At 60.7% G+C, this 26,153-nt stretch carries 18 protein-coding genes; 2 read left to right on the top strand and 16 right to left on the bottom strand.

Annotated features, from left to right (window positions below; genetic code table 11):
- Positions 1-2: 2 nt before the first annotated feature.
- Genes ACYZT3_RS04620 through ACYZT3_RS04585 form a run of 8 tightly spaced genes read right to left on the bottom strand, consistent with a single transcriptional unit; the run spans position 3 to position 9,845 of the window.
- Entirely contained in the window at positions 3-767 is a 765-nt protein-coding gene (locus ACYZT3_RS04620) for an SDR family NAD(P)-dependent oxidoreductase (protein ID WP_282374833.1), read from the bottom strand.
- Positions 764-1,501, bottom strand: a complete 738-nt coding sequence (locus tag ACYZT3_RS04615; protein ID WP_282374832.1) for a 3-oxoacyl-ACP reductase family protein — start codon at positions 1,499-1,501, stop codon at positions 764-766. The genes ACYZT3_RS04620 and ACYZT3_RS04615 overlap by 4 nt, the downstream gene beginning before the upstream one ends.
- 9 nt (positions 1,502-1,510) lie before the next feature.
- A complete protein-coding gene (locus ACYZT3_RS04610; RefSeq protein WP_462031603.1) occupies positions 1,511-4,381 on the bottom strand; it encodes an aminotransferase class III-fold pyridoxal phosphate-dependent enzyme in 2,871 nt (956 codons plus the stop codon).
- A gap of 54 nt (positions 4,382-4,435) precedes the next feature.
- Positions 4,436-5,644, bottom strand: coding sequence for a beta-ketoacyl synthase N-terminal-like domain-containing protein (locus ACYZT3_RS04605; protein ID WP_462031602.1), 1,209 nt, complete (start codon positions 5,642-5,644; stop codon positions 4,436-4,438).
- Positions 5,641-6,936 (bottom strand): beta-ketoacyl-[acyl-carrier-protein] synthase family protein, encoded by a 1,296-nt coding sequence (locus ACYZT3_RS04600; RefSeq protein WP_282374828.1) that lies wholly within the window; start codon positions 6,934-6,936, stop codon positions 5,641-5,643. The genes ACYZT3_RS04605 and ACYZT3_RS04600 overlap by 4 nt, the downstream gene beginning before the upstream one ends.
- Positions 6,933-7,991: a beta-ketoacyl-[acyl-carrier-protein] synthase family protein gene (locus ACYZT3_RS04595; RefSeq protein ID WP_282374826.1), complete on the bottom strand. Its 1,059-nt coding sequence runs from the start codon at positions 7,989-7,991 to the stop codon at positions 6,933-6,935. The genes ACYZT3_RS04600 and ACYZT3_RS04595 overlap by 4 nt, the downstream gene beginning before the upstream one ends.
- Before the next feature lies 1 nt (position 7,992).
- Entirely contained in the window at positions 7,993-9,267 is a 1,275-nt protein-coding gene (locus tag ACYZT3_RS04590; RefSeq protein ID WP_282374825.1) for a beta-ketoacyl-[acyl-carrier-protein] synthase family protein, read from the bottom strand.
- An 8-nt stretch (positions 9,268-9,275) separates the two neighbouring features.
- The gene (locus tag ACYZT3_RS04585) at positions 9,276-9,845 is read right to left on the bottom strand and encodes an acyl carrier protein (RefSeq protein ID WP_282374824.1); all 570 of its coding nucleotides are present in this window, start codon (positions 9,843-9,845) and stop codon (positions 9,276-9,278) included.
- A 532-nt stretch (positions 9,846-10,377) separates the two neighbouring features.
- Here ACYZT3_RS04585 and ACYZT3_RS04580 point away from each other — a divergent pair.
- Entirely contained in the window at positions 10,378-10,722 is a 345-nt protein-coding gene (locus ACYZT3_RS04580) for a cupin domain-containing protein (protein WP_007946320.1), read from the top strand.
- A gap of 47 nt (positions 10,723-10,769) precedes the next feature.
- Here the strand turns inward: ACYZT3_RS04580 and mmsB are convergent, their stop codons facing one another.
- Both mmsB and ACYZT3_RS04570 read right to left on the bottom strand, forming a co-directional pair.
- Positions 10,770-11,657: a 3-hydroxyisobutyrate dehydrogenase gene (gene mmsB, locus ACYZT3_RS04575; protein WP_282374822.1), complete on the bottom strand. Its 888-nt coding sequence runs from the start codon at positions 11,655-11,657 to the stop codon at positions 10,770-10,772.
- A gap of 10 nt (positions 11,658-11,667) precedes the next feature.
- Positions 11,668-13,194, bottom strand: coding sequence for a CoA-acylating methylmalonate-semialdehyde dehydrogenase (locus ACYZT3_RS04570; RefSeq protein ID WP_282374821.1), 1,527 nt, complete (start codon positions 13,192-13,194; stop codon positions 11,668-11,670).
- A 163-nt stretch (positions 13,195-13,357) separates the two neighbouring features.
- Between ACYZT3_RS04570 and ACYZT3_RS04565 the strand changes: the two genes are divergently transcribed.
- The gene (locus tag ACYZT3_RS04565; protein WP_282374820.1) at positions 13,358-14,305 is read left to right on the top strand and encodes a LysR family transcriptional regulator; all 948 of its coding nucleotides are present in this window, start codon (positions 13,358-13,360) and stop codon (positions 14,303-14,305) included.
- Here ACYZT3_RS04565 and ACYZT3_RS04560 read toward each other — a convergent pair.
- The 6 genes from ACYZT3_RS04560 to recC all read right to left on the bottom strand — a co-directional run bounded on the left by ACYZT3_RS04560 (position 14,302) and on the right by recC (position 26,012).
- Positions 14,302-14,805 carry an OmpA family protein gene (locus ACYZT3_RS04560; RefSeq protein ID WP_461961450.1) on the bottom strand — a complete coding sequence of 168 codons (504 nt, stop codon included), beginning with the start codon at positions 14,803-14,805 and terminating at the stop codon, positions 14,302-14,304. The two genes, ACYZT3_RS04565 and ACYZT3_RS04560, sit on opposite strands and share 4 nt — an antisense overlap.
- Before the next feature lie 5 nt (positions 14,806-14,810).
- Entirely contained in the window at positions 14,811-16,079 is a 1,269-nt protein-coding gene (locus ACYZT3_RS04555; protein WP_461961451.1) for a diguanylate cyclase domain-containing protein, read from the bottom strand.
- Positions 16,076-16,651, bottom strand: coding sequence for a YfiR family protein (locus ACYZT3_RS04550; protein WP_461961452.1), 576 nt, complete (start codon positions 16,649-16,651; stop codon positions 16,076-16,078). Before ACYZT3_RS04550 ends, ACYZT3_RS04555 begins: the two co-directional genes overlap by 4 nt.
- Positions 16,652-16,771: 120 nt before the next feature.
- A complete protein-coding gene (gene recD, locus ACYZT3_RS04545) occupies positions 16,772-18,880 on the bottom strand; it encodes an exodeoxyribonuclease V subunit alpha (RefSeq protein ID WP_462031601.1) in 2,109 nt (702 codons plus the stop codon).
- Complete coding sequence (gene recB, locus ACYZT3_RS04540) at positions 18,877-22,563, bottom strand: exodeoxyribonuclease V subunit beta (protein WP_462031600.1); 3,687 nt, start codon at positions 22,561-22,563, stop codon at positions 18,877-18,879. The genes recD and recB overlap by 4 nt, the downstream gene beginning before the upstream one ends.
- On the bottom strand, positions 22,563-26,012 hold the full coding sequence (gene recC / locus ACYZT3_RS04535; protein ID WP_462031599.1) for an exodeoxyribonuclease V subunit gamma: 3,450 nt from the start codon (positions 26,010-26,012) through the stop codon (positions 22,563-22,565). The genes recB and recC overlap by 1 nt, the downstream gene beginning before the upstream one ends.
- Between the last annotated feature and the right edge of the window lie 141 nt (positions 26,013-26,153).

Genomic DNA, 26,153 nt, shown 5'->3' with positions numbered 1-26,153 from the left:
GGCTACATTCCCAACCCGACACCGCCGTCGATCACCAGGCTCTGGGCTGTCACCCCGCCCGCTTCGGGGCTGGCCAGGTAACGCACCATCGCCGCGACTTCTTCGCTTTGAATGAAGCGCCGCATCGGCAGTTTCTTCTTGGCGTTGCGCAGGATCTGTTCCTGGGTCAGCCCGGCAATGGCCGCTTGCGCCGCCAGTTCACCTCGCAACATTGGCGTATCGATCCACGCGGGCAGAATCGCGTTGACGGTAATCAGCCGTGGCGCCAGGTCCATCGCCAGGGCTTTGGTCATGCCGACGATGCCGTGCTTGGAAGCGCAATACGCGGTGTTGCGGACCTTGCCGGCGCGGCCGAGGATCGACGACATGTTGATGATCCGCCCGCGATCCGGCATCAACGGCAGACACAACGAGGTGACGTAGAACGTACCGTTGAGGTTGACTGAAATCACCTTGTGCCAGTTGTGTAAATCTTCCGGTTCATTCTCGTTGCAGATGCCGGCGCTGTTGACCAGCACATCGACGTAATCCACTTGTTTGGCCAGCATTTTGAAGAATGCTTCCATGCCCGGCAGGTCGGCAATGTTCGCAGCATGGGTTTCGACCCGTGCCTTGATCTGCCCTTGTTGCTCGTCGACCCAGCGTTGCAGTTCCGGCAAATCCAGGTCCAGCAGGATCAAGCGGTGCCCGGCGTCGGTGGCAAAATTCTCCGCCACCGCTCGGCCGATGCCCTTGGCGGCGCCGGTAATCAGAATGGTCCGGCTCATGGCATTTTCAACCCGCCGTTGACCGGCAGGACCTCACCCGTCAGGTACAAACCACGATCGGCGATGTACAGCACCGCCTCGGCAATTTCATGGGGTTCGGCGTAACGCTTAATCAGCAAGCGCGACTGGATTTCCTGTTCCTGACTGCCAATCAGCGCCGTGCTCATTTCGGTGTTGACGATGCCCGGGGCCACCGCATTCACCCGAATGTTGCGCGGCGCCAACTCCACCGCCAGGGCGCGGGTCAGCGCTTCGACGCCGCCCTTGGCCGCGGCATAGTTGCTTTGACCCTTGCCGGGTTTCTGTGCGGCCACCGAGCTGATGTTGATGATGCAACCGCTGCGCTGGCGCATCATGCCCGGCACCACCTGCTGACAGCAGAGCAAGGTGCCGATCAGGTTGGTCTGGATGACCTCGATGATGTCGCGGCTCGGCATCGTCGCCAGCAACCCGTCACGGGTGATGCCGGCGTTGTTGACCAGTAGATCGACGCGCTGAAAATGCTGGTCGACTCGTTCGAAAAAGCCCTTGATGCTGTCGCCGCTGCTGACATCGCATTGCAGCGCCAGACACTCGAGGCCCAATGCCTGGACCTCGTCACGCAAGGACGCGGCAGCCACTTCGTCGCGTACATAGCTAAACGCAATCTGATAACCCGCGCCGGCCAGGGCCAGGACGATCGCTCGGCCGATGCCACGACTGCCACCGGTCACCACTGCTACTTTATTCGGCATGACCGTTCCTTAGAGTGAGTTGTCAGTCTTGAACTGCGCGAGGCTGAAGCCGTGGGTCGCGGCCAGGGCACGAATCTGCTGCACCTGCTCGCGGCTGATATCGCCGTAGGAGTAGTGCTGTTTCATCCCGGACAAGCCCATCAACACCGACTCCGCCATGCAGGCATACAACTGACCTTGCTTGAGGTAGGCGCGCACATTGCGGATCAGGCCATCGCCCAGCGGTGTCTGGACAATTCCGCCATGCATGTACAGCACGTCGGTCCGTTGGCTTGCGAGGTTCTGATCGACGTTCAGTGGCACCGCGATGTCGCAGATCACGCTGTTTTCGGCGAAGTGTTCGGCACCGAGAAACGGTTGAGGAGCATTCGCTGCACAGAGCACGATGCGCGCCTGTTTCAGCACATCAAGGTCATTGCTGACGGTGATGAACGCATTCGCACCCAGGCGCTCTTCGACCAGGCGCTGCACCCGCTGACCGAGGTCGGCGCCGGCACCGTGGGCCTGCAACAAAGCGTCGATGCCGTCGAGTTTCTGCAATCGGCTGGCGAGGCGATCGTGCTCGGCGACCCCCTTGAGAATCGCGCGGGCGGCCTCGGCGTAAATCAGCTGGGCGGTCTTCTCCAGGCGCCGCAGGGAACCGTCGCGACCGCTACCGATGAGGATCAGGTGTTCAACACTGGTGGACAGCAACGAGGCGTAAGTCGAGGCAATGTTGCCGGCCGCGCCGACCACCGCAGCCGTCTGTTGACTCAGTTCCAGGCCCTGCTGCCTGCAGCCCTGCTCGATCGCTTCCAGGCCCATGCCGATGGTCAGCGCGTTGCCGGAGGTCAGTGCCATGTCGGGGATCTTCAGCGCCTGACAGTTGTTGGTGACGATCGAGGTGTACATACCCAGACCGGCCACGCTGTAGCCATCAGCCCGGGCATCACGGATGCGATTGCCGACTTCGTCGCGGATGGTGTCCAGGTCACCACTGGCGATGTACGCGGCCATGGCATCGGAGTCCATGCACAACGGGTACAGGGTGAACTCCACGGCGGTGCCGAGTTTCGAGCGAATCAGCACCGGGCCGATCGGCGCGGCACGCCGCTCCGGAGCCATGCGCTTGATGAACTCGCGCTTCTGTTCGGCGCTTAGGGTGGACAGCGACGGGTCGACATCACTAAGCATGTCCGAATCGATCAGGTGATTGATGAACGCCACGCGCGCCACCACGCGAACGCTCTCGTCAGGCTTTGGGAGGTTTTCAAGCGCCTTGAAGCTCACTTCGCGTGCCGGTACTTCGCGGATGCTGTCGGCGCACACCCCGGCCGCCAGCGGGAAGGCATCGCGGCGACGCAACATGTCGCAGACCTTTTGCAACGAGCCAATCAAGCCGTCGATTTCCTCGAAGGTGATGCACACCGGCGGTTCCAGGCGAATCACGTTGGCGTTGCTGCCCGACGGCGCGACCCGCAGCGATTCGAATTGCAGCAGGTAGCCGGCGATGATGTAACCCAGCGCATCGTTGTACTGCGCCGACGCCTGGACCAGCGAACTGGTGCCGGTCAGGTCGTGCAGTTCGAACCCCAGCAACAATCCGCGACCACGCACATCGGCAATCACGTCCGGGTACGCGGCTTTGAGTTCGAGCAACGACGACTTGAGGTATTCGCCTTTTTTGTTCACGTCCTTGAGCATCGCGTTGTCGTTCTCGAACAAGCGGCGCAATGCCGACAGGGCGATATGGCACGACGCATCGTCTTCGGCAAAGGTCGAACTGTGGATGTAGCTGAAGTCGTTTTCGTAGTGACTGGCGCGAATGACTGTCGCGGCAATTTTCATCAGGCCACCGCCCAACGCTTTGGACAGGCAGTAATAATCGCCCTGCAAGTTGAAATGGCTGGCGCCGAGCAAGGTGCCGGTGCGGCCGAAACCCGATTGCACTTCGTCAATGATCAGTGGGCATTGCTGCTCGTTGCACAGGCGACGCAGGCCCAGGTAGAACTCGCTGGCGAACTCGTTGATACCGCCCTCACCCTGGATCGGCTCCAGCAACACCGCAGTGATTGCACTAAAGGCTTCACGGCGCACCTGCAGGGTCTCGCCGCGCCACTCCAGGCCCAGCCAATGCCGCGTGTGACGGGCCGGCAAGTCCCGCAGTTGCTGGGGCTGCAGCGGGTCGATGAACTCGACGTTGAGACCAAAACGGGCGAACGGCTGGCGGTACTGTTTGCCGTAAGTCAGCTGCACGGTGTTCACCAGTTTGCCGTGGAAGCTGCCGCGCAGGGCGACGAACACCGGCTCGACATGCAGCTGCGCGAGGTTGTGTTGACGCACCGCTTCCACCACTTGGCGCACGGTCACGTAAGACAGATTTTCCGGCAGCAACCCGGCAGGCAGGTCGAGGTCGTCGATGTCCAGCTCGACATAGGCCTTGTCGCTGGCGGTCAGGTTGGCGAGGGCGAAATCCCGTTCGTCGAACTGCTTCTGCAAGGTTTTCTGACGGCGGTATTCGGCATGCTTGACGGCGATTTCCACCGACTCGGCGCCACTGTTGGAGAAGGTCGAAATGTAACGCTCGCTGTTGTTCAGCTCACGGTTGAACGCCTCGCTGAGTTCGCGTCCCAGCAGACCGGCCGCGCCACGCACGGACATCTGTGCATTGAATGGCACATCGGCGCGCAACAGGCCGCAGAGTTGATCGACGAACTGCGGGTCATTGTGGCCAAACAGCGCAGCGCCATAACCGCCGAGAAAGTCGGTGACGGTCACATCGCAGCCCTGTGGGTCGCGGTAAAACAGCTTGCTGCCCAACGCCCGGTGAAACTGGCACTCCAGGCCGAGGGCCTGCATCAGGTCAACGAATTTCGGTCGTACGTAGTCGCGGTAATCCATGACAGCCATATCCCTTGATTAGAAAAATAGAAGCGATTCAATGCGTTCAAACGGTTAGCCGGCCGCCTGATAATCGAGCTGGTAACAGGCGCTGAAACCATTGTCATCGCGGTTGATGATCAGGCAGTCGTGCAGCACCGCGTCCCGTCCCTCACCGACCACAAACGGCAGGTGCGGGTCCACCGACTGCTGTAATCCGATGATCGGCGGCACACGCTGGGCATGCAGTGCATGGCGGGCCAGGATCAGGTCGACCAGGCTCGGCGCACCGCTGAGAATGCCGGTCACCGGCACGCTACTGGTGATGTGCGCGGCACCGGCGCGGGCCAGCGTGCGGGCCAGGTCGGCGTCCTTGTACGGATCGCCGCTTGCGCTGCTGACCAGCAGATCAACCTGCTGGTCCGGCAGGTTCAACGACCCCAGGTGAGGATGGGCAAACAGTGACGACAGGCAGGTCTGCGGTCCATCCGGTAGATCGTCGGCCCGGCGCAAAATCAACGCCGCCGCCCCTTCACCGGCAATCCCTCCCGTGCCTTGGCGATCGAATGCACGCAAGGTTTGGGAACCGTCGGTGCTGATCACGCCGGCCTCGGCCAGTGCGGCCAGTGCCAACGGATCGAGTTCACTGCCGGCGCCGACCACAATCGCCGCATCGATACGACCGCTTTGCAACGCCGCGCACGCCGCGCGCAATGCCGCCAGATTGCCGGCCACGCCTTGCATGTAAGCGTTGCACTCGCACTCCAGTTTCAGCGCCAGGCTGACAATCCCGAGCAAGCCGTTGCTCAGGCTTTTGAGCACCAGGAACGGGTCGAGCGCGCGCTCCTGTAATACCCGTTGAGCGAGGCGCCGCATGTCGGCGCCGGACTCATCGCGGCACTCGTGGAGCAACTCGCCATAGGCCGCCAACGACGGATGGGTGTAACCGCCCTGGCAGCAATAGAGGCCATAACGCAGGTCGTCATTGCCCGGTTCAAGCCCGGCTTCGGCCAGGGCCTGACGCACCGCGCTGACCCCCCAGATCACTGCCGGCGGGCAGTAGCGCTGGAGATTCTGGGCTACGTCCTGGCGACTGGTTTGATGGTCTTCATCACTGACATGCCCGAAGGCCGTCACGCGCTCACTGTGAAACAATTTCGACTGCAGCAAGGCGATGCCGCTGCGGGCTTCACTGGCCGCCGACCAGAAGCGTTGCACGCCCCAGCCGCTGGGTAATACGCAACCGCTGCCGGCGATCGCAACACGCACAGTAGCGCTATTCATTGTCCGTGCTCCCGATATTTGCCAAGGACCAGCGAGGTGTTGAGGCCACCAAAACCGAAGGAGTTGCTCAAGGCAAAATCCACTCGGCGGCTGACCGCTTGCCCGGCGCAATAGTCCAGGTCGCACTGCTCATCGACGTCATGCAGGTTCACGGTCGGCGTGACTAGATCGTTCAGACACGCCAGAGCCGTGACCATGCATTCGGGTGCGCCGGCGGCGGCAATCAAGTGCCCGAACTGCGACTTGTTGGCGCTGATGGCCAGGGACCGATAGTGCTTGTGCTCGGCGAACACACTTTTGATCGCCAGGGTTTCGGCGACGTCATTGAGCGGCGTCGAAGTGCCGTGGGCATTGATCAGATCGATCTGTTGCGCACGCAGGCCAGCGTCGTCCAGCGCGGCTTGCATCGCCAGCGCCGCGCCCCGGCCTTCGGGTTGCGGGGCGGTGACTTTGTAGGCGTCCAGGCTGCTGCCGAAGCCGAGCACTTCGGCATAGGGCGTCGCACCTCGCGCCAACGCATGTTCAAGGCTTTCCAGCACCACGAAACCACCTCCCTCGCCGGCAATCAGGCCACTGCGATCACGGTCGAACGGCCGGCACAGATCGACGCCCCAGCGCTGTTCGCTCGATGCCGCGCCGAGCAGGTACAGCGCGGCCATGGTGTCGAGGTTCAGCACCGAATCGGCGCCACCGGCAATCGCCACGTTCACTTCACCGCGACGAATCATCTGGAAGGCATTGCCGATGGCCTGGGACGCTCCGGCGCACGCGCTGCTGATATTGATCACAGGCCCTTCACAGCCCAGTCCATCGGCAATCACCCGCGCCAGTCGATCATTGCTCTGACGCAGCGAACCCTCGGCATTGACCTGCCCGGCACGGGGCATCAGGTGTTGCCAGCCCGGGGCGTGGCCATCCTGTGCCTGGGTCAACAGCATGTCGGTCAACATGTGTTGGGGCGCTCCCGAGGCGCAGAGTACGGCGGCTTCACTCAGCTGCTCAGGCGCGAGTCCACTGTCGGTCACCGCTTGGGTGGCAGCCACCCAGCCAAAGCGGCTGCGTTTTTCCAGCGCAACGGTCCAGGCCGGATGGTCCTTCAAGGCCTCGGGCAACAGGGTCATATCCACAGCCGCGGCGTAGCGCACCGGAAACGTGCCGTCTTCCACCCCCTCGGGCTGCCATGGACGTACACAATGTTCGGCGCCGAGCATTTTCTCCCAGAGGGTCTGCCATTCGAAACCGAATCCGGTAACGGCGCCCATGCCGGTGATCACAATCCGTGTTGCACTCATGCGTGCTTCTCCATGGTTTCACTGGCCAGCAGCAAGGCGCCCCAATGACCGGCGCGGCTATGGCTGACAAACAGCGTGTAGCCCGGTGTCGCCGAAGCGTTGTGGTTGTGGTGCAAGGCCAGCGCGATCTCGGTCAACAAGGCGCTGGCGCCAAGATCGCCGGTCATGGCACGGGTGCTGCGAACGTCCCTTGGGTGTTCGGCGAACAGGCTCATCAATTGCGCATCCTCGGGATTTGCGACGATCTGCTCGACGTCACCGAGGCACAGTTTTTCCAGGCTCAGCGCCTGGTCGATCACCCGCCGGGCAACCGCTGCGCCACGTTGCGGATCAGCGCTGTAACCCCGAGCGAACCCGGCGATGCGCAAGGCGTGCGGGGTGGTGCGCGAAGGGGCCGAGCCGAGCAGCAGCGCGGCGGCACCCTCGCCATACATCGCCTCGCCTGCCTGATGGGGTTCACGCAGATACAGGGCCGGCGTCAGGTTCGGACTGCTGCTGACCACCAGCGCGGCGTCGGCGCGTTGCTCGACAATCTGCTGACAGGCTTCAATCAGAGCATCGAGCCCGGCGTTGTCCTGGGAACAGAACCCGCCCATCGGCCCATGGCATTGCAACGCTTCGGCCACGTAGGCCATCACGCTGCTGTTGAGCAGCGTCAGGGCATGCAGCGGCGGTGTGTTGGCCAACAGTTGCGCCAGGAGCTTTTCCGGTTGCTCGCCGATCGCTTGCACCGCGTCCCAGCAAGGGCTTGGCGCATCGACTTCCGGAATGGCCGCGGTCAGGGCAATCCGTGCCGGCGGCAGTTGCAGGGCCGCCAGCGCGGGCGCCAGGCGCGCCACGCAATGCAACAGGCGCAAGCCTTGTGGTTCGACGCTGCGCCGGATCTTGCGGTCGAACAGATCGCTGGCCAGGCACGGCGTTGGCAGTGGATACGCCCGTCGCGTTGCGTCAAATGCCAGCGCTTGCGGCGAGGGTGGCGTTCCGAGCAGGTCGGCACATTCGCTGCCGGCAGCGTTCAATACGGCCGCCGAATGGATGTAAACGGCAATGCTCATGTCATGCCCTCCCCAGAACCAGCGAGCTGTTGACGCCGCCGAAACCGAACGAGTTAGACATCACCACGTTGATTGACTGGCGCATCGGCTCGCTGAGAAATTTCAGCGAGGGGTATTCGGCGCGGTCGTGATCGTAGTTCAAGGTCGGCAACAGCACGCCGTCCCGCAAGCTGATCAGCGACAGCACCGCTTCAATCGCGCCGCTGCCCGCCAGGGAATGACCAATGGCCGATTTGTTGGCGGTGAACGTCACATGATCCTGGCACTCGCCGAACACCCGCTGCAAAGCCAAGGCCTCACAGCTGTCGTTGGCTTGGGTGGACGTGCCGTGGGTGTTGACGTGTTGCACGGCGCTGCTGAGCAGCCCGGCATCCTCGATTGCGGCGTCCATGCACTCCTCGTATTTGCTGCCATCCCGGCTGCTGGAGGTCATTTTTTGTGCCTCGCACACATTCGCGTAACCCAACACTCGCCCCAATGACGTAGCTTTGCGACGCTGCGCATGCTCGGCGGATTCGAGAATGACCATGGCCGCGCCCTCGCTGATCACGAAGCCGCTGCGGTCCGGCATGAACGGCCGGCTCTGCTCGCTTGCCGGCAGGTCAGCCTGGCACAGCGCGCCGAGGCTGTTGAACATGTAATACGGCAACTCGTTGGCCATCAGTTCGACGGCACCGCAAATGGCCAGGTCGATTTCGCCGCGTTCGATCGCCCGGTAGGCGCTGCCGATCGCCATTGTGCCGGCGGCGCAGGCATCGGAATGGGTCGAAATGTGATCGCGGATACCGAGCGTCTCGGCCAGGTGCAGGGTCTGCTGATCGACCCGGCGCCCGAAGACCGCGCTCGACGCCGCCGGGTTATCCAGCAGTTGATCCAGATCGACACGCCCCGCCTCATCCATGCAGCGACTGGCCCGATGCAGATCGTGACTGTCCACGCAGTACTTGTTGGCCCCAAGGAACAATCCGCTGCGGCTGTGAGCAAAGGCTACCGGGGTCAGGCCGGCGTGCTGCAAGGCTTGTCGGGCGACAAATTCGGCCAACACACTTTGTCGCGGATGCAGCGCGGCATTGCCGCCGAAACCGGCGGCGATCTGCTGCCACTGGCCGTCGTCGATAAACCCGGCAGCGCTGTTGTTGAACCCCAACGCCTTGAACCGTGGATGTTCGCGAACACAGGACTGCTTCTGGCAGATCCGCTTGAACAACGTGGCGGCGTCCAGCGCCATAGGCGCCACCAGACCGAATCCGGTCACATAGACTTCTCGTGTCCGCATGAGAACTCCTACGCCGTCTCTTGGGCGTGAGCGGCCACAAATTGCTCCACCAGTCGGCGTGAAACCTCATCGCCGTCGGCCGGCACCAGCCGCGCACTGCAAGCGCCACAGACCACTTGCATACGTTCGTTCAGCACGGCTTGATGAGCGCCGCAATCGGGGCAGCTTTGCGGCAGATAGTTGAAGAGATTGCGGCACTGTTGCGCCCAGTTGCGCACGGTGGTGGCGGCAAATACCTGCGCCGGTTGCATACCGGCCTTGAGTTGATCCGGGGAGTAGGCGCTCAGGCTTTGTTCAAGCAAGGCCTTGCCGTTCTCGGTGATGCGACCGCTGGCCAGGAACTCGCTGGCGTCGCCGCAGACAGCGATGGCGTGATCCAGCACGCTGGTTTTGGGCAAAGTGCAGCCATACTGACGACCCAGCTGAAAGCTCAGGTCGACGATGTCCAGCGAATCGGCGCTGAGATCCTCGACAATACTGCTGTTCTCATCGATATCTTCGGCGCTCATCACCAACAATTGCGCGAGGATCTCGCGGGTGCTGGCAATGACGTTTTCCAACTCCAATGGATTGTTCATCTCGATCTCCCTATACGTGGTGATTGCTTCATAAATTCCGCATGTGAGAAGTAACTATTCCCACAGAAACTTCTCACGCGGCGGAAATCTAAACTCTGCCCTTAAGGGGAGAGTCAACGAACTATTTAAAGTTTTTTAACAACTTGAGAAAGGCGTTCGAACACGCCTGCGCGCCGCACTCGATTGGTGCGAAGCCTCGCGCCAATCGACTTATTTACTTAACAAAGGTTGCGTATGGTGGGGGCGCGCACTGTACTGCTGGCTAAATAGAGAGGGGCGAAAGTATAAACTTCTGACTCACAGCACAAACGCACAAATAATAGAAACCGCACAAGTAAAATAGTTATAACTTCATAACCCTTGTTCTATATCAGCGCAGCCGTTAAATAATGCGTCTTGAGGATTTACAAGCCGATCCGGGCAAACCGGCACAGCGCTTCTGGGTAACTGAGTGTCGAGCACAGACAACTGACCGAGTGCGGGGCGCTATAGGGTGCGACTTCAGTTCTTGAGCCCACTGCCCGGAGTCCACATGACCGCACCTATTACCGTTCTTCGTGACACCCACCCACTGCCGGTACTCGACGCCTGCAAATGGGAAAAACTCGAAGGCGACCCTCACACCGTCAACCTCAATGCCTACACCAGCGAAGACGGCAGCAAGATCATGGGCACCTGGATCTGCACGCCGGGCAAGTGGTATGTGGAATACGTGAAGTGGGAATACTGCGATTTCCGCGAGGGATATTGCATCATCACCCCAGAAGGAAAAGAGCCGATCCATCTGCGTGCCGGTGATATTTTCGTCATTGAGCCGGGGATGAAAGGCACGTGGGAAGTGGTTGAGACCGTGCGCAAGTATTTCGTGTTTGCCTGATGCAAAAAACCGGGAACCCGCCCGACGCGGGTTCCCGGAAAAACCCCTTATTGGGGTTTGCGATAGCTGTTGATGATCGCCGAGAAGTCCTTGCCACCTTCCCCACGCTGGCTCATCGCTTGATACAACTGCTGGGCCACCGCGCCGAGTACCACCGGTTGGTGCGCCTGACGTGCCGCTTCAGTGGCCAGCCCCAGATCCTTGAGCATCAGTTCGGCACCAAAACCACCGGCATAGCCACGCGAGGCCGGCGCTGTTTCGACGATTCCCGGCCACGGGTTGTACATCTCCGAACTCCAGCAACGCCCGGTGGAACTGTTGATGATTCCCGCCAGCACCGTTGTGTCGATGCCGAGAGCATCGCCCAGCGCCATGGCTTCACTGACACCGACCATGGAGATCGCCAGGAGCAGGTTGTTGCAGATCTTGGCAATTTGCCCGGTGCCGACTTCGCCGCAATGGACGATGTTGCGGCCCATCTGCGCCAGCACCGGTTGCAGGGTGGCGAACAATTCAGGGGTGGCGCCGACCATAAAGGTCAGGGTCCCGGCCGCTGCACCGCCGGTACCGCCAGAGACCGGCGCATCGGCCATGGCCACGCCTTGCTTGGCTGCCGCCGCCGCAACATCACGCGCCGTCTGCGGATCGATGGTGCTGCAATCCACTGCCGGCACGCCCTTGGCGATACCCGCCAGCACGCCGTCTTCACCCAACCAGACGCTGCGCACATGCACAGCGGCTGGCAGCATGGTGATCACCAGCTCCGCGCCTTGAGCGGCTTCTCGTGCCGAAGCGCTGATGCTGCCGCCCAGTTGCTCCAGCTCTGCCAGAACGGTTTTGTTCAGGTCAACCAGCCGCAGTGAGTGGCCAGCCTTGATCAGGTTGCGCGCCATCGGCGCACCCATGTTGCCGAGACCGATAAAAGCGATTTTCATGTCCGGCTCCTTAACGCAAGTTGATGGTGGTGTTCACACCGTCGTTGACGCTGTCGTCATCGAACCAGCGACTGGTGACAGTCTTGGTCTGAGTGTAGAACTGCACCACTTGCTTGCCATACGGACCGAGGTCGCCGAGTTTGGACCCGCGCGAGCCGGTGAAGCTGAAGAACGGAACCGGCACCGGAATCGGGATGTTGATGCCGACCTGGCCGACATCGATTTCCGTCTGGAATTTACGCGCCGCCGCCCCGCTTTGGGTGAACAGGCCCGTGCCGTTGCCGAACGGATTGGCGTTGACCAGTGCAATGGCTTCATCGAGGGTATCGACTTCCAGCACCACCAGCACCGGACCGAAGATTTCCTGGGTGTAGATCTGCATCTCGGGTTTCACGCCGGAGAACAGGGTCGGGCCGACAAAGTTGCCTTTTTCGAAGCCTGGAACGGTCACGTCGCGACCATCCAGCTCAAGCTTGGCGCCTTCCTTGATGCCGCTTTCGATCAGATCGAGAATCCGCGCCTTCGCACGTTTGGAAATCACCGGGCCGACGTCAGTGCCCGGCTCGCTGCCGGCGTTCACTGTGAGTTTCTGCGCCAGCGCTTTCAGGTCAGGCAGCCACTGCTTGGCCGCGCCCACCAGCACCACCACGGACGTGGCCATGCAGCGTTGCCCGGCGGCACCGAAACCAGCACCCACCAGCGCATTGAGCGCTTGTACGCGATTGGCATCCGGCAGCACCACGGCATGGTTCTTCGCACCCATCATCGATTGCACGCGTTTGCCGTGTTTGCCGGCCAGGTCGTAGACGTGAGTGCCGACGGCGGTCGAACCGACAAAGGAAACAGCCTTGATGTCTTTATGTGTGCAAAGCGCGTCCACCACATCCTTGCCGCCATGAACGACGTTAAGCACGCCCGCTGGAACGCCGGCCTCGATCGCCAGTTCCACCAGCAGCATGGTCGACATCGGGTCCTGTTCGGACGGCTTGAGCACGAAGGTGTTGCCGCAGGCGATGGCCATCGGGAACATCCACAACGGAATCATCGCCGGGAAGTTGAACGGGGTGATGCCGGCGCAGACGCCGATTGGCTGACGCAGGGTGTAGGTATCGACGCCGCCAGCGACGTTCTCGGCGAACTCGCCCATTTGCAGGCTGCCGATGGAACAGGCGTGTTCGACCACTTCCAGGCCGCGGAAGATATCGCCTTCAGCGTCGGCGATGGTTTTGCCTTGCTCGTTGCTGAGCACCACGGCGATGCGCTTGGAGTGTTCGCGGATCAACGCCTGGAGCTTGAGCATGATGCGCATCCGCGCGCCGATCGGCGTCAGCTTCCAGGTCTGGAAGGCGCGATGGGCGGCGCTGATGGCAGCATCGACTTCCTGCGCGGTGGCGAACGGTACTTTCGCCAGCACTTGCTGGGTCGCCGGGTTGACGATGTCGTGCCACTCGGTGGTCTGGGACTCGACCCACTCGCCGTCGATCAACAGCTTTACCGTTTGGACAGTGGTTTCGTTTGGCGTGAGCGATGCGTTCATGTTGGGTCTCCGGGACGTTGTTCTTATTTAGAGAGCTATCTTGGGAGCCAAGGCGAGAAAGTCGCCTTGAGATGAGGCGTGTGTCGCGAATTGGTTGTCGGACTGTTTTTGGAGTATAGATGTGCAAACTTCTAATAAGAACGCACATAAAAGCCGGTCCATCATGCAAAAAAACATCACGTCCTTAGGCTCGTTGAACTGGGACGACCTCAAGTTTTTCCTTGAAGTCGCCCGCACCCGCAAGGCCAGCACCGCGGCCAAGCGCCTGGCAGTCGACTACACCACCGTGTCGCGGCGCATCAGCTCGCTGGAAGCGGCGCTGGGGACTTTGCTGTTTGAGAAATCCCGGACCAGCGGTTTTGTCCTGACTGCCGAAGGCCAGCGGTTGCTCGGTTACGCCGAGTCGATTGAAAGCACGCTGCACATGGCCTGCGAACAGGTTTCGGGGTCCGGGGTGGCGTTATCCGGGCATGTGCGAATGGGCTGCACCGAAGGCTTCGGCAGTTTTTTCATCACCCCGCAGCTGAGCCACTTCGTCGATGCCTATCCGGCGATCTCGGTGGACATCCTGCCGTTGCCGCACTTCATCAGCCTGTCCAAGCGCGAGGCCGACATCGTCATTGCCCTGGAGCGCCCGGAGCATGGTCCGTACGTCTGCTGCAAACTCTGTGACTACCGATTACAGCTCTACGCGACCCAGGACTATCTCGACAAGCATCCACCCATCCGCCGCCCGGCAGACTTGGGTAAACATTCATTCATTAGTTACGTCGACGATCTGGCGTTCAGCTCGGAGCTGTTGTATCTGGCGAATGTGTTGCCCGGCGCCAGTGCCAATCTGCGCAGCACCAGTGTGATCGCGCAATTCGTGGCCGCGCAGCAAGGCCGGTCGCTGGCGATTCTGCCGTGCTTCCTGGCGGCCCAGGATCCACGGTTACTGCCGGTGTTGCCGGAAGAGATCAACATTACCCGCCAATTCTGGATGTACTGCCGCGAGGACCTGCGCAAGCTCAAGCGAATTACCCTGTTGTGGGATTACATCCGCGCGGTCACCGAGCAGAATCAGGGTCTGTTGATGGGTGAAAGTCGGGAGACGCTGTTCGCCGATTAGTCGGCGCTCACCACGATCGACACCCGGCGGTTCTCGGTACGGCCGGCTGGCGTGTCGTTCGAGGCAACCGGCTCACTGCTGCCGAGGCCGCGCAGCTGGATGTTTTGTTCTTTCATCCCGACAGCGGTCAGCACTTTGCCGACGCTTTTTGCGCGGCGCAGTGAGAGCTGTTCGTTGTAGGACTCTTTGCCCGAGGCATCGGTGTGACCGTCGACCCGCACTCGCTCAATTCCAACGCCCAGCAACGCCTTGCCGATACGCTCCACGATGTCGGTGCTGGCAGGGTTGAGGCTGTCGTCGTCACTGCCAAACAGCACTTTGCCGGACAGGCCAAAGGCCCAGCCCTCATCAGTCAATTCGAAACCTTGCTGTTTGAGCACAGCGATCTGCGCCGGAGTCAGGCCTTTTTGCGGTGCCGTCTGGCAACCGGTCAATGCCAGCAAAGCCATCAATAAGGTGAACGTGAAAAATCGCAGGGAACGCCGGGTCAGTGAGAACACAAAAATTAGCTCCTGGTCTGAACATGGGCGACTAGGTGCTCCGACCCGGCCGTGTGCTGTGCGCCTCGGGAAAGGCGTTTGGCTTGGTACATGGCCGCGTCGGCGGCGTTAAGCAAAGCGCCCGGTGTAGCCCCATGATCGGGGTACACGGCAATGCCGATGCTGAGTGAAGTCAACACTTGGGTATTGCCCGGCAACGGGATTGGTTCTTCCATGCTGGCGATGATTTTGTCGGCAATCCGCTCTGCGTCCTCGATCTTATGCAGCGGCGTCAGCATGACGGCAAATTCGTCACCCCCCAAACGCGCCACAAGATCATCTTCACGCAACTGCGCACGAACCCGATTGGCTACGGCCACCAGTACTGCATCGCCCGCGGCGTGACCGAAGTTATCGTTAATTTCCTTGAACCGGTCGCTGTCGAGAAACAGCACCGCCACTTGCTCGTTGAGCTTGTGGGCATTACGTAGCGCTCGAATCAGCCGGCCTTCGAAAAAAGCCCGATTCGGCAACCCGGTGAGGCTGTCATGGCTGGCCTGGTGGGCCAGGGTTTCGTTTTCGCTTTGCAGGTGGGTCTGCCAGGATTCCAGCTCATCGAGCAAGGCATTGAAGTCATTGCCCAGGTTGTCGAGTTCGGCGATGGCGGCGGGTGGCACACGCTGATCGAAGGCTCGCTCGCTGCGGGCGGCGTGAGCCACGAACGCCAGGCTGCGCAACGGGCCGGTGATTGCGCGAAGTTGTCGGCGCGCCAGATAGAGCGCTACCCATGCACTGACGGCGGTACACAAGACGATGCCGACCAGACCGCTGAGCAAAAAACGTAACAGGCTGCCCCCGTGACCGGTGAGCCGGATGCTGCCGATTTCCTGACCTTGATGAACAATCGGCATGCTGATCGGTTTTTCCAGAAAGGCCTTGGCAATCTGCATTTCGAGATCAGAGAACAAGCCCGTTTCCGGCCGCTCCCAACGAGCCAGCAACGTGCCTTGCTCGTCCAGCACTTGGGCATCGGCCACTTCTTCGGTGGACGCAATCAACGCCAACGCTTCGGTAGCGGCAGACGTGTCGTTGAACACCACCGCCGCTTCCACGGTGTAATTGATCGAGCGCGCAATCAGGTGCAAGTTGTGGTCGGCATAGACCCGCAACGCCAGTACACCGAGCAACGTCAGCGAGATGCTGGCCATGGCCACGCCCACGAGTGCGACGATCAAATGTCCGCGCCCGATGACCGAGCGCAAGGTTGGGCGGCTACCCGACTTGAATAGACTCATGGCGCTGCCGGCTTGCGGCGGGACAGTTGCAGCACACTGGGGTGAATACGCACGCCGCTTCGGGCGACGGAATCCAGGTTGACCTCAAAGGACACTTGCTCATCGCTGACCCGTAGGCAAAACAGACTGCCGACGGTGCACGGGTCGTCGCCTTCGCTGAGGCTAAGCACCGGACGCCCCATCAGCGAGGCGAAAAGCTGACTGCGTTCATCACTGGTCAGTTTGCCGATGTACACCGCGTCGCACTCACCAACAATGGACGGGTTGTCCGCCAGCAGTCTGCGCACGCTAACAGGCCGACCGGTGGCCTGAGTCGTGCCTTTGACCAGATCGTCGGTGTATTCGGTGGGGCCCACTATGCACAAGCGCAATTGTGCTGGCTCAACAGGCCAGCGGGCATAACTGAGAATCCCGAGTACCACCTGAGTGACCGATCTGGCACGTTGGTCCGCCAGGCTCACAGGCGTTTCCGACTGAGCGAAAACGACGCCGGTGAACAAACAGAGAAGGCCGGCAAGCAGCACTTGTTTGCACCCGATAACGCGCTGTGTCGTCCAGACAGCGACCTTCATGCAGGGATTCTCTTCGATCGTAGCGAAATGATGCCGCAACGATAGCACAGCGTTCAAACACCAGCGAGGCCGCGTCCTACGGCACTTCGGACAGTTTCCGTCGTCTGGCGCCGTCCCCTTTCAGCCCCTTGGTTCAACACCCTCTTCCAATTCCAGCATCAACCCGCTCAAGCGTTTGACCCTGCGCCTCACCGCCTCTTCGAATACGCCAGGACGCGGCTCGATCAGGGTGAACCAGCTTTTGGCCCGGGTAATTCCGGTATAGATCAATTCCTTGGTGAGTACAGGGTTCAGGGCATCCGGCAGAATCAACGCAGTATGGGCAAATTCCGAGCCCTGGGATTTGTGCACTGTCATGGCGTACACGGTTTCGACATCATTGAGCCGGCTCGGCAGAACAAACCGTACGCCGCCCTGACCATCATTGCGCGGGAACGCCACACGCAACACCTGCTTCCCTGCCTCCGGCCCATCACGTTCCGGTAGCTTGAGCGCAATGCCGATGTCGCCGTTCATCAAGCCCAGACCATAGTCGTTGCGGGTCATCAGCACCGGCCGACCTTCGTACCACTGCTGGTCGCTGTCGATCAGCCGAGCCTTGAGCAGCGCGGCGGTTACGCGTTGATTCAAACCTTCCACGCCCCACGGCCCTTTGCGTACGGCGCATAACAATTGGAAGGCGTCGAAAGCTTGCAACACCTGCCGAGCCCAATCGGTCCAGCAGGGATCATTCAGCGTGTTGTCGAGCGGTGGTCGCAGGCTGCGCAAGAGACTCAGGTAATGTCGATAACCCTGGGGGCCATCGCCATGCCCCTCAAGCAACAAGCGCTCCAATGCCCGGTCCTGCTCCCCCTTGAGGGACAGGGAAAACACGTCGTCATGACTTCGTGCCGCCAACAACTTTCGAGCTTCTTCGGGTTGCTGCTGGTTAACCCAACGAGCCAGTTGACCGATACCGCTGCCCTCGCCGAACCGGCGTGAATGACGCAGCATCACCACTTGCTGGGCCAGGGGATGTGCCCCTTGGGTGTCTTCTTGCAAACCGCTGGCATCCAGGCTTTCGCCACTGACCGCCTGCAGCCACAGGCGAGTCTGTGGGCTGTACCAACCGGCCTCGGCGTCGCGGCACAGGTCGCCCAGAACGGCGCCGGCCTCCACCGATGCCAGTTGATCCTTGTCACCGAGCAGTACCAGGCGGGCATGGGCCGGCATCGCGTCGAGCAGATTGGCCATCATTTCCAGATCGATCATCGAGGCTTCGTCCACCACCAGCACATCCAGCGGCAAGCGATTACCGGCGTGGTGACGGAAGTGTCGAGTACCGGGGCGACTGCCGAGCAGACGGTGCACGGTGGTGACGTCTGACGGGATCTTCACCCGTACGGCTTCATCGACTTCCAGGGTCCGGACCTGCTGACTGATGGACTCCGTCAGTCGGGCTGCAGCCTTGCCGGTGGGTGCCGCGAGACGGATGCGCAACGGCTTGCCCGCCTCGACTGCCGGCGCCTGGAGCAACGCCAGCAAACGCACGACCGTCGTCGTCTTGCCGGTCCCCGGGCCGCCGGTGATGATGCTGAAGGCGCTGCGGATTGCGAGGGCACAGGCGAGTTTCTGCCAGTCGATCACTTCGCCGGGCCTGGCTGGGCCGAACAAACGGGTGAGGCGTTGGGACACATCATCCGGCGTGGTTTCGTGTTCCGCCAGGCGTTGGCGCAGCGAGTTGTCGATACGCCGCTCATAAGCCCAGTAACGACGCAGGTACAGGCGTTTACCCGATAACACCAATGGCCGATGCTGCGCCGCCTCACGGCCATCGGCCGCCAATGCGACCAGACTGCTGGAGGCCAGGACCTTGCACCAATGGGCACCGTCCAGCGCCTCTAGCAACTGCGACGGCAGCAACATCGCACCACTTTGCAGATCGCCTTCAGGTGGCAGCGAAAGAGCGAAGTCCGGTTCCTTGAGCGTCTCGAACACATCCAGGCACACATGACCGTGGCCCAGTTGATGACTGGCCAACGCGGCGGCCAGCAGCACCAGCGGATCGTCGCTGGGAGCCAGTTCATGAAGAAAAGCGACGAAGGCCTTGTCCAGCGCTCGCAGCCAGCCACGCTCAACCCAGCGTGTCAGCAATAGCAGCAAATCATCGGCGCGACTCAACGGCGCCAGATCGGCCAGGCTTTCGGCTGTCAACGAAGTGGGCAGCAAATCAGCGAAGGTGCGACTCATAGCAACACTCCCTGTTCCCAGGCGGGTTCGGCCTTGGGTTCTGGCTTGCCCTGGAACAGCCGATCCAGACGCTCGATCAGCTCTCTTGGAGGACGGGCGAAATACACGCCTTGGCTGGACGCGCGCGTACCGCGCAGAAACAGGTACAGCGCACCACCGACATGCCGGTCGTAATCGTAATCGGCAAGTCGCGCCTTGAGCTGGCGATGCAGGGCCAACAGGTACAGCACGTATTGCAGGTCGTAACGGTTGTCGAGAATCGACTGCTCCATGGCCTGCTCGGTGTAGGCCGCGTCATCGATGCCCAGCCAGTTGGATTTGTAGTCGGCGACGTAGTAGCGGCCGTCGTGCTCGAACGTCAGGTCGATGAAGCCTTTGAACATGCCATTGAGCAACACCGGCTCGGCAGCCACCCGAGCGACGCCGTTGTGGGTGTATTGGCGCACCAGTTCATCGAGCTTGAGCACATCGACCTTGTGGCTGGCGAACCAGAACTCCATCTCGACCCGGTACTGGGTCAGTTGCTCAAACACCACGGGGGACTGTCCGCCGCCGATACGCAGCGGGGACGCGAGCAGGTGCTGCAGCCAGTCGTTCAGGGCAGTTATCCAGCCCTCCCAGCCACGGCGGTTGCAGCGACGGGCAATAGCGTCTTCCACCGCTTGCGGGGTGGCGGCGAAACCTTCATCGCCGGCCCATTCGAGCAAACCATGGAGAAAGGTGCCGGGGTTCGGGCCACGAGGGAATCGATGGATATCAGCGCCGCCGGCCACCACGTCTCGTGGTGCTTGCGGATCGAGGCGTTCGTCGTCGAAGAGCTTTTGCGCTTGCGGGCTCTCCGGTGCTTCATCAGTGCCCACGCTCATGCTGTCGCCAATGCGCAAGGCGCTGTAGGAGGCGATCCACCAGTTTTCGCTGGCCTTGCGTTTGGGTATCAGAGGAGCAAGCAACGTCGCATCGTTGTGCGGCGGATGGTAGTGGTCGACGATCGCTTCAGGCATTTCGCCGTAGCTCAGCGCAGGACAGTCCCGCTGCAGGTCTTCCAGCCAACGCTTCAAACCTGCCGACTCGGCCAATGGTGCACCGCCCCCCAGTAGATAGCCCAATGCAGAAAGATGCAGCACCGAGCTGTTGTTATTGCCGCGCTTGAGATCAGTCACTCCGAGCCAGCAGGCGTGTTGCGCCCGGGTCAGGGCCACGTAAAGCAAGCGCAAATCCTCGGCAAGACGCTCATCATCCGCCTGAACAATCAACTCGGCCGTAGGCTTCAAGGTCACTTGGGCCTTGCCCGTGGCGTCGTGGTAATGCAACGGCAGGCGACTGCCATCCACCGGTTTCGCCGAGCAAATGAACGGCAGGAACACCAAGGGATACTCAAGCCCCTTGGACTTGTGAATGGTCACGACTTTGACCAGTTGTTCGTCGCTCTCCAGACGCAGGATCTGCTCTTCACCGGCCTGACCGGACAACGCCAGATGCTCGGACAAATGACGGATCAGCGCTTGTTCACCATCGAGCTCGGCGGCCGCCTGTTGCAGCAACTCGGACAGGTGCAGCAAATTGGTCAGCACCCGCTCGCCGTCACTGCGCGTGATCAATGCCTGAGGCAGCTGGAAGTCATGCAGCAACCGCCGCAGCATGGGCAACACGCCCTGCTTGCGCCAGAGCTCGCGATAACCGCGGAATTGCATGACCCGCGCTTCCCAGGCCAGTTCGTCCTGATTGAGCCGTTCCAGTTCAGCCAGCGACAGGTTCAGCGTGATGCAGGCCAACGCGGCTCGCAGTGGACGCTCGACATCTGGCTCGGCGCAGGCTTTGAGCCAGGTCAGCAGATCGTGGGCCTCCTGGGCGGCAAACACCGAGTCCTTGTCCGACAGATAGACGCTGCGCACGCCACGAGCGGAGAGTTCGCCACGCACCGCTTGAGCTTCTTTGCCGTCGCGGACCAGGATCGCGATATCCGCTGGCAGCAGCCCTCTGAAGTCCTTGCCGTCCTGATTGAAACCCGCCCGGCCTTCTTGGCCGCCATTGAGCAAAGCGGTGATTTCACTGGCGCAGGCGGCGGCGAGTTGTTGTCGGTACACCGCGCCGGACAGCGGCTGATCGGCGGACAGGTGCCAGATGTTCAGGGCGGGCACGACCTGGCCGTCGATGTGCAGAACTTCTTTGCGCCCTTGGGATTCGACGGGCAGGAACGGTACCGGGTTCTCACCGTTCTTTTCACGAAACAGGAATGCACCCCGCCCGGTCTCGCGAGACTCGGCACGCTCGAACACATGGTTTACCGCACTGACCATGCCATGACTTGAACGGAAATTGGTGCCCAGGGTATGCAGACGGCCAGCGGTGGCCTGGCGAGCGCGCAGGTAGGTATAGATGTCGGCACCACGGAAAGCGTAGATCGCTTGCTTCGGATCGCCGATCAGGAACAGACCGCATTCGGGATTGTTGTCTTCAATGCGATAGATGCTCTCGAAAATCCGGTACTGCACCGGGTCGGTGTCCTGGAACTCGTCGATCAACGCCACCGAGAACTGCTCGCGGATCAAGGTCGCCAGGCGCTCCCCGCCATCGGACTGGAGGGCGGCATCGAGCCGCAGCAACATATCATCAAAGCCCATTTCCGCCCGGCGACGCTTTTCTTCCTCGAACCGTGTACCGACCCACTGGGCGGCGTGCTGCAACACGACGGCATCAGGAGTAGGCAATCCATCGAGACTGATCTTGAGACCGGACATGGCATCCAGTCCCGGATGACGGGGTAGTTCGCCCTTCCAGGCTTCAGCCATACCCTCGGGAGTCAGGCGCGTGAATCCGGTGCCGATATCCAATTGTTCAAGGGATTCGTCTTCAGCCCAAGCCCTGATCTTTTCGAACCAGGGTTCGAAATAGCGCGCCTGCATTTTTCGACCGTCGACACTTTTGCTCGCAACACCTTGGTGACAGATGGCAAGCAATTCGTCCGCCCACTGGCGCCAGGGCATCTTGAGTTCGAGCAAGGCTGCCCGTCGCTCTTGCAGACACTCCGTGATCAGTTCGGCAGGCTCTTTACCTTCAACACTGTCTCGCTCACTGGCGAACAAACCACGCAATCGCGGCAGCAATGCCGCCGGACCTACCCAATTGCCGCGCACCCAGTTCAGCGCATCCCCTTGCATCGGGTAACAGAACCGCCGCCAGTAGTCGCGCAGGACCTCGCCCAGCAAATCGCTGTGATCGGTTTCCAGGGTCTGTGTAAACAGGCTGCCACTGTCGAACGCGTGCTCGCGCAACATACGCTGGCACCAACTGTGGATAGTCGAAACTGCCGCCTCGTCCATCCACTGTGCGGCGATGTCCAGGCGGTTTGCGCACCCGGGCCACTGCTCGGGAAGGTACTCCGCACGAAGCTCCGCGATAAGGCTATCGGGCGCCGGTGTTTCATCGCGAAAAAACCGCGCAGATTCAGCTAAACGTGTGCGGATACGTTCGCGTAATTCTTTAGTCGCGGCATCGGTGAATGTCACAACGAGGATTTGCGGCGGCAACAGTTCACGTCCGAAGCCACTCGACTCTGCGCCGTGGCCAAGAACCAACCGCAGATAGAGCGCGGAAATGGTGAAGGTCTTGCCGGTCCCGGCGCTCGCCTCGATCAGTTGGCTGCCGCGCAGGGGAAATGCCAAGGCCAGAGGTTTAGTGGTCATCAGCGCGCCTCCTCGCTGTTCAATGAACGCCAAGGCGCTTCAAGCAGCGGCCGATACAATGCGTTGCACCAATCCGGGAATGTTTCGTCTGCGGTAAGCGTGTCGTAGTCGGCGAACTGTCGTGCGAGTGCCGGGCTTTCGCGACGCTCACCGTCGGTGGTCAGTCCATCGCCTTCATAGGCCTTGCGAGCTGCGGCTTGGGCTTTGACTGGATCAGTTTGACCAAGCCATGCAAAGCCGGTCTTTACCGCAATCGGCAGTGGTTGGCGCATGCCCGTTTGCCAAGCCATTAACAGGTCGCCCAGAATCCGCAAGGCTGCATCCTCCTCCATCGGACCGAGCAGCAGACTGTCGTCACTGGCCACCAACGCAGTGGTCATCGCCATACCACTGGCGCAAGCAACCAGATGATTGACCCATGGCCTTGTCAGACGATGCCATTTGCGAGACTTGATCGAGCCGATGCTGTTGGGGATTGTAGTGACGGATAGCAAACCACCGTCCGCACGTAGATGCAGGCCGCTGAGCCAACCTTCCAGACGCAGACCCTGCAACTGCAGGTTCACTGGCAGGGCGTTGGTGAGCGGCGTCGGCCATAACGCCAAAAGCTGCTGGTAACGCTGCAGCAGATCCGGCAATGGTTCGATCAACTCTCGCTGAAGGCATTCACCGAATCCGGCCATGGGCAGGAGGCCACTGTTTTGCAGACGTTTTGCCTGTGCTTCCAGCACCTGGTCGGTGCTGTCCAGATGTCCCAGCGCCGCTTCGAGCAAGCTGTCGCTGAGGCTGTAACGTTGCAACGCGTCGAGTACAAATGGCTCTTCGTCAGCCAAGGGCACTTCAGCCGCTTCGAAGTACACCTTCAGTCGCTGACTGAAGAAATGTCGCACAGGATTACGCAGGAAATCCTGCAATTGACCGAGACTTAGCGGCTCCTCCTGAACGTAGGGATCAAGGACCTCGATATCAGTCGATCGCGCAAGGGTGTGATGAAGTACCTGCCACTCATTCGCGTAGCTAAACAGGTCATCGCCTTCATGGAAGTAGCGGGCGCTGAAGGGTTGCAGTGGATGTTCCTGAGTGATGGCCTCAAGCAGGTCTTCGTCGACATCATGCAGTCGCCAACCGCTGGCCAGATGGTCTCGTAATTGGCCAATCAGTACTGACGCAGGGCGCTCACTGTTATCGCGAATGCTGCGGCCGACCCAACTGATATAGAGTTGGTCACGTGCCGACAACAGGGCTTCCAACAGCAGATAGCGGTCATCTTCGCGTCGGGAGCGATCGCCAGGGCGGTAATCACTGCCCATGAGGTCGAAGTCCAGTGGCGGCTGTGCACGCGGGTAGTCCCCGTCATTCATGCCCAGCAGGCAGACCAGTTTGAACGGGATCGCTCGCATGGGCATCAAGGTGCAGAAGTTAACCGCACCGGCCAGAAAACGCTGGGACAGGCGGCCTTGGTCTAGACCAGCGAGCCAGGCTTCACGGACCACGGTCAACGGCAGTTCATCATGCAAGCCAACTGACTCGCAGGTCTCAAGCCAGGTTTCCCGCAGCTCCTCGAGCTGGGCCAACACGTAGTCGTCATGCTCATTGCTGGCCTGGAAGAACAACTGAACCAGTGCATGCAATCGAAAGCCCCATTGTTTGGGAACTGCAGGTTGAGAGAGTTCCTGGTGAGCGATCTCCAGTGCATCCAGCAGCGCGACCAAAGGCCCAATGAGCGCGGCATCAAGACCACCGATCTCGTCGTAGGGCTCGATACCCTCGCAGGCACTGGCACTGCCCACGGCATAACCGAGCAGCATCCGTCGCAGGCCAAAACGCCAACTGTTTTGCTCCAGCTCCTGCGGCAGACCGAGACCCGCACGCTGCTCGGCATTCATGCCCCAGCGGATGCCAGCGCCTTCGATCCAACGGTGCAGGGTCGGCAGATCACGTTCCTCTACACCGAAGCGAGCGCGTAGTGCAGGAACATCCAGCAGATCGAGGACCTCGCTCACGGGGAAACGGCTGTCGGGCAGCTTGAGCAGATGCTCGATAGCAATCAGTAGCGGATCACGACCGCGCTGGCCTTGATCTGCGAGCGTGAAGGGAATGAAACGCGGATCGTGGCGTTCAAGCTGAGCAAACACCGCACGAATATGGGGTGCGTAGCTGTCGATGTCAGGGACCATCACGATCACATCGCGAGGCCTTAAGTCCGGATCAGCACTAAAGCGTGCAAGCAACTGGTCGTGGAGAATTTCCACTTCGCGCTGGGCGCTGTGGGCGATGTGAAAACGGATCGATTCGTCGTTCGCCGGATCGACGGCCGGCCAGCGCTCCCGAGTCTCGTTCAAGGGACGCAATTCAAGAATGTCGTCCTGCAATTGATTGAGCATGTTCTGTGGCTGGCTGTCGCTGAACAGGTCGATACGACCATCGCGGAATGCCGAGCGATAGCTGTTGGGATCGTCGTAGCTGTCGAGCAGATTGATGTAGTCCCGCCCCTGCTTGCCCCACGCCGCCAGCAGCGGATGCGCATGCTGATGGAGGGTTTGTGGATCGAGCACAACCGGCATTCCGCTCTTGCGAGCCTGACGTTTGTACTGATGCCGCAACAGGTCTTTATCGGCGACGATGTCTGCCCAATGGTGACGACACGGGTTATGTACGCAAAGCAGAACCTGGCTGAACCGGGCCAGTCCCGCAAGTGCTTCCAGGGCTTGAGCAGGCAGTGAAGAAATCCCGAAAACGATCACCCGTGAAGGCAATCCGCTGGGGCCTACGTCGAGGCTGTTGATGCGCTCGATAAACCGTTGATGGACGCCGGCTCGGCTTTGCGCCATGCCTTGTTCACCCACATCCAGCAACAGCGCACGCCACAACTCTGCCTGCCAGCAGTTAGCCGGGGTCAGAGGCTTGGTTTCGCCTCTACCATTTCTTAATTGATGACGACCTTCTGCCCAGTCTTCAAGCCAATCGGCCCGATACACCTGGTATTGGTCAAACAAATCCGCCAGCCGCTCGGCCAACTGATAGCGTTTGCGTAAATCGGTGTCATGGGTAAGGAAGCGCTGCAGCGGTTCGAAGTGCGGTTGATTGATCAACTGTGGAAGCAGTCGCATCAGACGCCAAGTCAAGGGAGCTTTATCGAGCAGGGATTTGACCGGGATTTCGTCACGCCCAAGCACCATGCGATAGAGCTGCCACATGAAGCTACCCGGCAACTGCACGTCGATGGCTGCGGCGATTCCGCACCCGCCCATGTCGTCATCTTCGGGGTCTTCCGCCAGTGCCAGCTTCAGCCATTGGGCGATGCCGTTGCTCTGTACCAGAGCAATTTCGTTTTCCAAGGGAGCCAGCGGGTAACGCCGCATCCAGCTGACCACCAGGCTGCGCAACTCGTCCAGGCGGTTGCCGTGAACCACCATAAAACCAGCACTGAGGGACGTCGCGTCCGGCATAAAGGCTTCCTTGGAAAAATACAAAAGCTAGGGCCGAACCTTAGCATTGTCGGGAGACTGTGACAGCCGGGAGCCGTCCGGTATTGCTGTACGAACTTTCCTGCGGACAAAACAAAACCCCTACCTGCATACGCAGATAGG

It is taken from the genome of Pseudomonas sp. MDT1-16, assembly GCF_054898115.1.
This window is presented reverse-complemented; position numbering and strand designations above follow the sequence as displayed.